The sequence below is a fragment of the Candidatus Borrarchaeum sp. genome (assembly GCF_019058535.1).
GTDB classification, from domain to species: Archaea; Asgardarchaeota; Sifarchaeia; order Borrarchaeales; family Borrarchaeaceae; genus Borrarchaeum; species Borrarchaeum weybense.
Window position 1 is genome coordinate 1 of the sequence record NZ_JAHPYX010000214.1, and the last position, 8181, is coordinate 8181.

The following is an 8181-nucleotide window of genomic DNA, read 5'->3' on the forward strand; positions in this document are numbered from 1 at the left end:
AGTCAGATGTGTTGTACTCAAGACTCTTCGGAAAGGGGCGCCACACCCTGTATCAATTCACTGATAGCGAGCTCAAAGAAATCAATCAAAAGGCAAGGGAGTTAAAAGCAAGAAAAATCATGCTTGCCTTTCATGGGATCAGAATGTATAAAGATGCGGCGCGGTTAAAGGTTTTTCTAAAATCTGGTTCTTTTCCTAGAATCACAAAGAAATTGGGTCTTGAATCTTTGCGGGAAGTGTTGATGGAAGATACAAAATTCCCTATAACAAAAAAGGGGCTTTTAGAAGAACAGGGTTGGAAAGTTATCGATAAATCGGAGACAGAGAGAGTACATGCGAGTTATTACTTAGAATTAGTCCCTGAAAGAACCTATGAAAACGTGGAGGAAATAATCAAAGAAGCAAAGAGTTGACATAGGGATAAGAATCCTGTTAGGTTTATCACTTCTATGCCAGTCTCCCTATCTATATATTCGATTACTTCATTCTCTTCATATTTGGAAAAAATGAAGCGTATTATTCTTCATGTCGACCTTGATTGTTTTTTTGCCGCTATCGAAGTGAGAGATAATCCACTGTATAAAGGCTTGCCATTAGTTGTAGGAGCGGATCCTAAAAGGGGAAAAGGAAGAGGTGTTGTTTCTACGTGTTCTTATGAGGCACGAGAGTATGGAATCCACTCTGGTATGCCGATATCTAAGGCGTATAGATTATGTCCTGATGCGGTATTTGTGTTACCGAATTTCGATAAGTACCTTGAAGCTTCAGAACAGTTCTTCCGCATAATTCAGAAGTATTCATCGGTGTGTCAAGAAGCAGGGATTGATGAAGGTTACCTAGATCTTACAGGTGTATGTGCGGATTATGATGAGAGCAGAAATATCGCCGAGCGGATACGCCAAGAAGTGTATGATACACTAGATATAACTTGCTCAGTCGGATGCGCACCTACCAAACCGTTTGCAAAAATTGCTTCTGAGCACAATAAACCCAATGGAATTACAATCATCGAACCTGAAAATGTGAAATCGTTCGTAGAAGACATGGACATCACTAAAATTCCGGGAGTCGGTAGAAACACTAAGAAATACTACAATGAGAAGGGAATATACACGATTGGAGATCTTTTAAATACACCCTTACCGAAAATGCTTGAATTATTCGGTAAATATGGGAAAATGATCTGGGAAATAGTTCATGGCATGAACAATAATCCTGTAGGCGATTTTTATGTACGAAAATCTATTGGCAAGTCAAGAACGTTTAATCAGGATACCGCCGATATAAAAGATGTTTTGAAAACATTAGAAACGCTGTCGGCGAGAATTCACGAATATTTAAGAGAGCATAAGATATTCTATAAAACGGTAGGAATCACAATTCGATTTGAAGGATTTGAAACCTTTACGAGAAGCAAATCCGTGCCTTATCCCATTCAAAACGAACAGCAGGCTATGGAGATCGCTTTTGGACTTCTTAGGGAGTTTTTGAATGAAAGAAGAAAAGTCCGTCTTACCGGAATTCGTTTTTCTAATTTGCAGAAGAATGAAACCACTAGACAAACCACTCTTTTAAATTACATCGAAGTGTAGCATTCATTCAGATGAACTATCAAACAAAAGTGAGGATACTTGGACAGCCTGAAAACTTCATCTTCCGCACCTTGCTTTTTGGCTCCTCCACATGTCCAAAAAGGATAGTGCGATTATCAATATTCTTGATTTGTCTAAATTGAAGTCGGGTGTCATGGGGAGCGGCCTTGATATTTAAGGGAAACAAGTGAGATACCACCTGCTGCATAAGATCAAGAATCAAGTTGGGATCAAAACCTCGTTGTTCATATTGTTTGAGTAAACGAAACATGAAATCAGCACGAACTAATTGTTTCTGAACAGCGTGCAATTCATCGAAAATCGTCTTGACTTCAAGTGCTGTAATAAAAACAGCATCCTTAAACGGTTCGACTCTTCGAAGGTAGTCTCCTTCGGGTTTGTAGAAATCAATAGTGACTGCATCAAATGACAATAACACACAACCCCTTGTGTATGGATGAAAAAGACATCATTTCCTATAAAGCCTTGGAGAGGTGCCCATTTGGAGATATTGTAAGTAAAAATGATATTTATTGGTTAAAATCTGCCGATAAAAATGAAATAAGCCTTAAATAAACTAGACAAAATTCTTGAGTTATTTTTGCCAATAAAACATGATTTTACTACAAAATATCACATTAAAGTGACAATTAGTTCGAAATAACTGATTTAATGTCACAATAACTGATCGTAGACAAAGAAAACAAAACTTAAATGCTCAAAGAAATTGTGAAAAAAAGGAGAAGGGGTTCATAAGAAACTCAATAAAAGCCTCAGGAATCGGCATACAAATAACAAGTATTGCATATGCTAGTATCGCAACTATAATTCGTTTTGAGCTCAATTTGGAAACGTCATCCAATGGTCCGGGATGACGGGCTCTCATGAAAAACAGCAGTACCATAATAATGATGATAGCAGAAGCTATATTGAAAAATGCTAAAACAACAAATACAACTACTAGTGCAACCATACCTACATATCTGTGGCCTTTTTCTCCAAACAGTGATCGAGAAACATGCCCCCCATCTAATTGTGTTATCGGGAATAGGTTTAGAGCCGTTATATACATACCAACCCAACCAGCAAATGCCACCGGGTGAAGTACAAGTACTGCCCCCGTAGGAATAACGAGCAATCCAGTTGAGACTAACAGATTTATGAGCATAGTAAATAGAAGAGGTTCAGGGAGTGATATAAAATCCCCGCCTCCTTGCTCGGTAATTGCTTGAATTGTTTCTGGCATAAGGAAAGGTGATAACATTATGCCGAACAAAGTAACAATGATGGTGACGATAAATCCGAAAACAGGACCGAAGACCCCAACATCGAACAATTCGTCTCTATTAAGATGAAGTTCTCGCAGTGAAATGAATGCTCCAAATGTGCCAAACGGAGGAATTGAGGGTATAAAATAGGGAAGTGAGGCGTCAATATCATACCATCTGGATAAGAAGAAATGTCCCATTTCGTGCAGCCCAATAATTCCCATTACAGCTACTACAAACAAGAAAATTTCAAAGATAAGATTGGCCTCTGGCCTAAGTGTTAGTAGGGCGACTGCGTGAAGATAGCCTGCAAGTGATACTGTGGCAATTGTGGCAATTAATAAAAGAACGTTTTTAGTAGGAAAACCCGTTTCCCGTTCATTAAGATTGAAAAAACTTAGCACTAGCAGAGGTTCATATGATGCATATTTTCTAAGATAGGGCGTAAGACCAAGACTTGCAACATCTTCTTTAAGTGCTTTCATGCTTTCCTTTGTTTCTGTCGCCTCAACAATGAATGTTGGCATGAATTCCTGAAACGCATTTCTAATAGTAAAATATTGTTCAACATGCGTTCTTAATTCATCAAGGAGCGAAACTTCTTCTTCTTGTTCATCAAATTCATCAAACGAAATGTCTTCCACTTGAGGTACCTCACGTGAGATTCAACAATACACTAAAATTTAAAACGTTTTGGATGGAACCATCATATTAGCCAAAGGAAAACAGTTTTAATACTTGAGTGGTCATCAACTATTAGCTATAAGAATGCTTAAGAGTGATAATGTAAGCGGTGCGCGCGCGATGGAACAAATACACATACGCCTATTTCAACCTCAGGACCTCTCGTCCGTGATCCACATCAACAGAACCTGCTTACCTGAAAACTACCCAGGGCTTTTCTTTATGAGTCTTTATGAAAGTTTTCCGAAGGCATTCATTGTAGCAGAGGATATTGAAACGAATACACTTATCGGTTACGTAATGGGTAGAGTAGAACGTGGTTTTTCTAGCCTTAAAGGCTACAAATTAACTAAGAAAGGGCATATTGTATCAATAGCAATTATTGAAAAATATCGACGAAAAGGAATAGCAACTAGACTTTTAGAAGAAGCATTGGAGGGATTTAAAGAATATGGAGCCTCTGAGAGTTTTTTGGAGGTAAGAGAATCTAATATTGAGGCCGTAAACTTGTATCAAAAAATAGGGTATGTGGAGAAGAAAGTACTTCCAGGATACTATCGCGATGGAGAAGATGCGCTTTTATTTACATGCCCTCTCTAAACTACCTCTTCTTGGCAAAAAGGGATTTCCTGCCATGTAAGACAGAAAGATTATTACAGTAATTCCCACAATCGCTGGTAAGATTTTTTTCAAAAGCTTTTCTCTATTCCTGATGCCTCCTTTCATATGAAATCTTTCAAAAAAGTTTGCTTATGTAGTTATAAGTATTTCAACTTCAACAGTAGGTTTTATAATTATAGGCAGTCATCAAAGAATTCGATTTTATCAGGAGCGTGATACTGATACAAGGAATTTTTGATGCTTTAGCACAGATAATACAGGCAATACCTCTAACCGTCCAAATTATCATTTTTGGTGCTCTAATCGTAATATTTATGGTCTCAATAATAGTGGGGTTTATAAAGAATCGTAGGTTGAAGAAAAAATACACAAAAAAGATTGAAGAAGTAGTTCCAAAGTATGTGAAAGGAAAGGCGGAATACGAAGACGCAGGAGGGTCGGGCTTTCGAATCAATGCTGTGCCAAAGAAATACATGTCAGATATTACTGTCGCCTTAGTTTTATTGAATCGTGAAAATCTACTACATCCAATAATTAATCATTTTCAAAAAGATCAAGACAAACTTGCTTTTATGGGAACGCTTCGCAAGACTGCAACAATCACGATAGAAGTAATTCCAAAAGAAGAACATCTCATAAAGGATTTGTTCAAGGAAATAGTTGACCTTGAAACTGTTAAAATCGACAAAAAATTTGATGCTGCATTTTTAGTTAAAAGTTCAGAGGTGTACTCAGCTAGATCTCTCTTTCTTGCAAAAGAAGGGCAGCAATTAAGGGCAATTCTATTGAAATACAGAGACCACATTAAGCGGTTCGCTATACATCATGAAGAGGCTCAATCCAGTTTGAACGCAATCTTCTTTATCAGCAAAGACATTGAAGTTGCAAAATTCTTCCCAATATTCTTCAAAATGGCAGAAGTATACGATTCTGTTGACTTCGAAAAATATAGGCGCTCTTACAAAAAGAAACGAACATAGAGTCAATTACCCCACCACCCTAAAGGGTAGGGGCTTGTTCCGTGAGACCTGAGAGCAATTAGTTGATTAGCCTAAGAGAGGTCATATAGTGTATGACGGTATCTACGTTATCAGCAGAGTTCAAGAACACACCAAGGGATGCTTCTCTTGTCCCTTGCTCTGTAAATGGTGGTTTAAACAGAGAGGAAACGCTCAGTGATCATCGTAGAGTACTGACTGATAACTTTGGCGAGGAGAACCGACCTCCTGTAACGCAGGTTAAAGGAGGAGATAGGATTTGAGAGTACCTATCTATGTGGTAAACATGAGAGGTCAACCGCTCATGCCTACCACCCAACATAAAGGCAAGCAATTATTACAAGACGCAAGATATCAAAATAATGTATTAAAATTTTCATCTTTATTTTTTCTTTATTTATTATTTACGTCTGTTTTTACTGGACAGGTACAGGTTCTACAACAAGAAAACACGCAGTATTTAAGAAATGCAAGAGATTCGAAAAGGATTTATCTTGCTGAACTGCATATGACATGAGGGAAAATAATGCATTGTGCGCCATATAGGATAATACCGCCTACGGTTATTCCTCTGTGCATTCTCGCGTTTGTAATCCTTTCTAGCGTATTCACTACGCAAATGTTAGCATTTAAAATGGTTGGCGTTAATACCTCAAATTCAATAGTCATCGACGATTTTACAACTGATGTAGATGATTATGTTACAGTTGGGGATGATATTACATTAAACATTAGACTACATTCTGTATCAGATAAGCCAGAACATGTAACATTAAAAATTGTTGACGAATCAAACGCAACACCAAAGCCTGTAGATACTCAGATAGTTATACTAACTTCTTGGGGTAAATCAGAGGTTGCACGCAAAACAATTGTTGAGAACGCTGGCGAAAATATATATGTGCTATACTATGAGGTATATGGCGTTTCTAATGTATATAAAAAAGTAGTAAGCATTATCGCACATACAACATCTACCCATTCTGTACCATTAAATAAGGCAGAATTTTATGTATCATATTTTCATTTTAACCCGCAGTTTAGAGCGGGCGATCCTATATCAGAAGAACGTATCGTTAACGGATCTATCAGAAACTTACTTTTGATGTATGAGAGATATCCCAAATACGCGTTCACATTCGAAATACAAAGTTTAGGTATAGAACTCATGGCTGAAAAATACCCCGATGTTTTCGAGTTGTTTAAAAAACTACATGATCGGGGTCAGTTGGAGTTAGTTGTTACGCATTATTCCGATCAACTTTTTATTGCGTACCCCGAATTAGAATTAAGGAAATCAATTGAAATATCAGATGAAATATTAAAAAAATATAATCTTACGCGAAGTCCTATATTTGGCTGTCAGGAGTGGCAGTATTCACCCGCATTAAAAGAAATTATGAAAGATTATGGATATACAACTTTGGTAATGATAACGGCTACTTATAATAATTATTATAATATAGATGCAAACGATACATTTAAACATTACGGACTTTGCCAATCAAATAACGATTCCTACATAATTTTCAACAGGGACGTTAAAATAGACGATAATAGCACTACGGAACCGTTCGGATATAAGTGGTTGTATTACGACGATGGAGAGCAAGTTAATACATATCAAAATAAGAACGATTTCACATACGTCAAAGAGAAGCAACATAGGTATGAAGATATATTACGAGATTACGATAGCCGCAATTCGCAATATTTAACGATTTCGCAATTAGTTGATGTATGCTTAGAAAGAAATATACCAGTTAAACAGATTCCAGAAATTCCATGTGTCACTCAAGGCGGCAATTATTTATGGTCGGGAGAAGAGCGCAATAGATATGAACGAGATGTCGAAATAATGACATTACGGTATCAAGCCAGAACATCATTACTATCGGCTGAGGCGACATTTAAGTACGTGTCAAACATTTCTGGCGTTAATACATCGATACAGGAAGATATAAATAAATTATGGAAGATACTACTTCTTGCTGAGGTATCCGATTCAACAGGATGGACTCCAAGAGAGTGTGAAGTAGAATATTCGATAGATTACAGCAACTATGTTATTACAGAATCGGAGAAGATTGTAGATTCATTATTACAATCGTTAGATATTACTCAACCAGTTGTAATTGATACACGCACAAATACATTATACTATAATCCGACGACGCCTGAGGGAACAGCAGGAGAACTACCAATCAACGTTACATGTTCATTTAAGAATTATACATTAGACGTTACCAAATATAATGATAAATTATATTACGTAACACTAGAGTTAAATACATCCGACATCGTTGCAAATAGGGTATATTTCAACGTAACAGATGACGCCATAGCATATTCACCAATGTCAAATGGACGAATATTCAATTTACGCGATTTTATGGCGAAAGAATGTCAATTATTTTTATCTAATGGCTGGATTTATCTAGGAAACAATGTTAGTTTAATAAGCGTTCAGACAACTAGATATACATCAGTTATTTTAGATAGCAACAATATTTACTTTAAAGAAGACAACGCACGTCCAGAGGCGATATACGGATTTTATATCTATTATGGCACTCCAGAGGACGCGGTGAATATGGCAAACAGGTTGAATGTACAACCATGTGTAAGTAGCGACGATATAACGCAGCCAATATACTATACGTAACGCTCTATTTCTTTTTTTTAAACATGCGCCCATAATCTCAAGTTAGGCAGAGTTCTAAAGAAATTTTCGATATTGCAAGAATGAGATTGTTTCTTGCGTACTGTGTATGATAGATGCTTCACTAGAACGTTTTGAAGATTGATCGCCCAAGAAACGTTTGATGACGATTTATCTTGCGGCAGATTGCGGGTTCGAATCCCGACGGGGGCGCTCATTTCGGTTTAAAACATTTTTTGGAGGAAAACGACATGAAGAGATTCGTAGGATTATTATATTTAGATGTTTTCGAAAAATACGAATATAGCAATTTAGACAAAGCTAAAGGTGTTTATGACAAATACAAGGAAGAATGA

The 8181-nt window shown here is 37.0% G+C and carries 10 protein-coding genes; 8 read left to right on the plus strand and 2 right to left on the minus strand.

Annotated features, from left to right (window positions below; all coding sequences use genetic code 11):
* Both QVB70_RS13120 and dinB read left to right on the plus strand, forming a co-directional pair.
* The coding region (locus QVB70_RS13120) for a hypothetical protein (RefSeq protein ID WP_287587049.1) at positions 1-413 on the plus strand (413 nt) is incomplete at its 5' end.
* Between the two features lie 93 nt (positions 414-506).
* Positions 507-1592, plus strand: a complete 1086-nt coding sequence (gene dinB / locus QVB70_RS13125) for a DNA polymerase IV (protein WP_287587051.1) — start codon at positions 507-509, stop codon at positions 1590-1592.
* Positions 1593-1611: 19 nt separating this feature from the next.
* Here dinB and QVB70_RS13130 read toward each other — a convergent pair whose 3' ends face one another.
* Positions 1612-2025, minus strand: coding sequence for a hypothetical protein (locus QVB70_RS13130; RefSeq protein WP_287587054.1), 414 nt, complete (start codon positions 2023-2025; stop codon positions 1612-1614).
* Here QVB70_RS13130 and QVB70_RS13135 point away from each other — a divergent pair.
* Positions 2019-2168: a hypothetical protein gene (locus QVB70_RS13135; protein WP_287587057.1), complete on the plus strand. Its 150-nt coding sequence runs from the start codon at positions 2019-2021 to the stop codon at positions 2166-2168. The genes QVB70_RS13130 and QVB70_RS13135 overlap by 7 nt on opposite strands.
* 142 nt (positions 2169-2310) lie before the next feature.
* On the opposite strand, the gene QVB70_RS13140 is transcribed toward QVB70_RS13135, so the two are convergent.
* Positions 2311-3504 carry a site-2 protease family protein gene (locus QVB70_RS13140; RefSeq protein WP_287587058.1) on the minus strand — a complete coding sequence of 398 codons (1194 nt, stop codon included), beginning with the start codon at positions 3502-3504 and terminating at the stop codon, positions 2311-2313.
* 160 nt (positions 3505-3664) lie between these two features.
* Between QVB70_RS13140 and QVB70_RS13145 the strand changes: the two genes are divergently transcribed.
* From QVB70_RS13145 to QVB70_RS13165, 5 genes are all read left to right on the plus strand, one after another.
* A complete protein-coding gene (locus tag QVB70_RS13145) occupies positions 3665-4144 on the plus strand; it encodes an N-acetyltransferase (RefSeq protein WP_287587060.1) in 480 nt (159 codons plus the stop codon).
* A 233-nt stretch (positions 4145-4377) separates the two neighbouring features.
* On the plus strand, positions 4378-5145 hold the full coding sequence (locus QVB70_RS13150; RefSeq protein ID WP_287587062.1) for a hypothetical protein: 768 nt from the start codon (positions 4378-4380) through the stop codon (positions 5143-5145).
* A gap of 92 nt (positions 5146-5237) precedes the next feature.
* Positions 5238-5426: a hypothetical protein gene (locus QVB70_RS13155; protein WP_287587063.1), complete on the plus strand. Its 189-nt coding sequence runs from the start codon at positions 5238-5240 to the stop codon at positions 5424-5426.
* Positions 5423-5680: a hypothetical protein gene (locus tag QVB70_RS13160; RefSeq protein WP_287587067.1), complete on the plus strand. Its 258-nt coding sequence runs from the start codon at positions 5423-5425 to the stop codon at positions 5678-5680. Before QVB70_RS13155 ends, QVB70_RS13160 begins: the two co-directional genes overlap by 4 nt.
* A 9-nt stretch (positions 5681-5689) precedes the next feature.
* Positions 5690-7828 carry a hypothetical protein gene (locus QVB70_RS13165; protein ID WP_287587070.1) on the plus strand — a complete coding sequence of 713 codons (2139 nt, stop codon included), beginning with the start codon at positions 5690-5692 and terminating at the stop codon, positions 7826-7828.
* Positions 7829-8181: the final 353 nt, after the last annotated feature.

Excerpts from the sequence above, each read along its gene's own strand:
- dinB (WP_287587051.1), top strand. The coding sequence starts at position 507 with ATGAAGCGTATTATTCTTCATGTCGACCTTGATTGTTTTTTTGCCGCT.
- QVB70_RS13135 (WP_287587057.1), top strand. The coding sequence starts at position 2,019 with ATGACAATAACACACAACCCCTTGTGTATGGATGAAAAAGACATCATT.
- QVB70_RS13145 (WP_287587060.1), top strand. The coding sequence starts at position 3,665 with ATGGAACAAATACACATACGCCTATTTCAACCTCAGGACCTCTCGTCC.
- QVB70_RS13155 (WP_287587063.1), top strand. The coding sequence starts at position 5,238 with ATGACGGTATCTACGTTATCAGCAGAGTTCAAGAACACACCAAGGGAT.
- QVB70_RS13165 (WP_287587070.1), top strand. The coding sequence starts at position 5,690 with ATGCATTGTGCGCCATATAGGATAATACCGCCTACGGTTATTCCTCTG.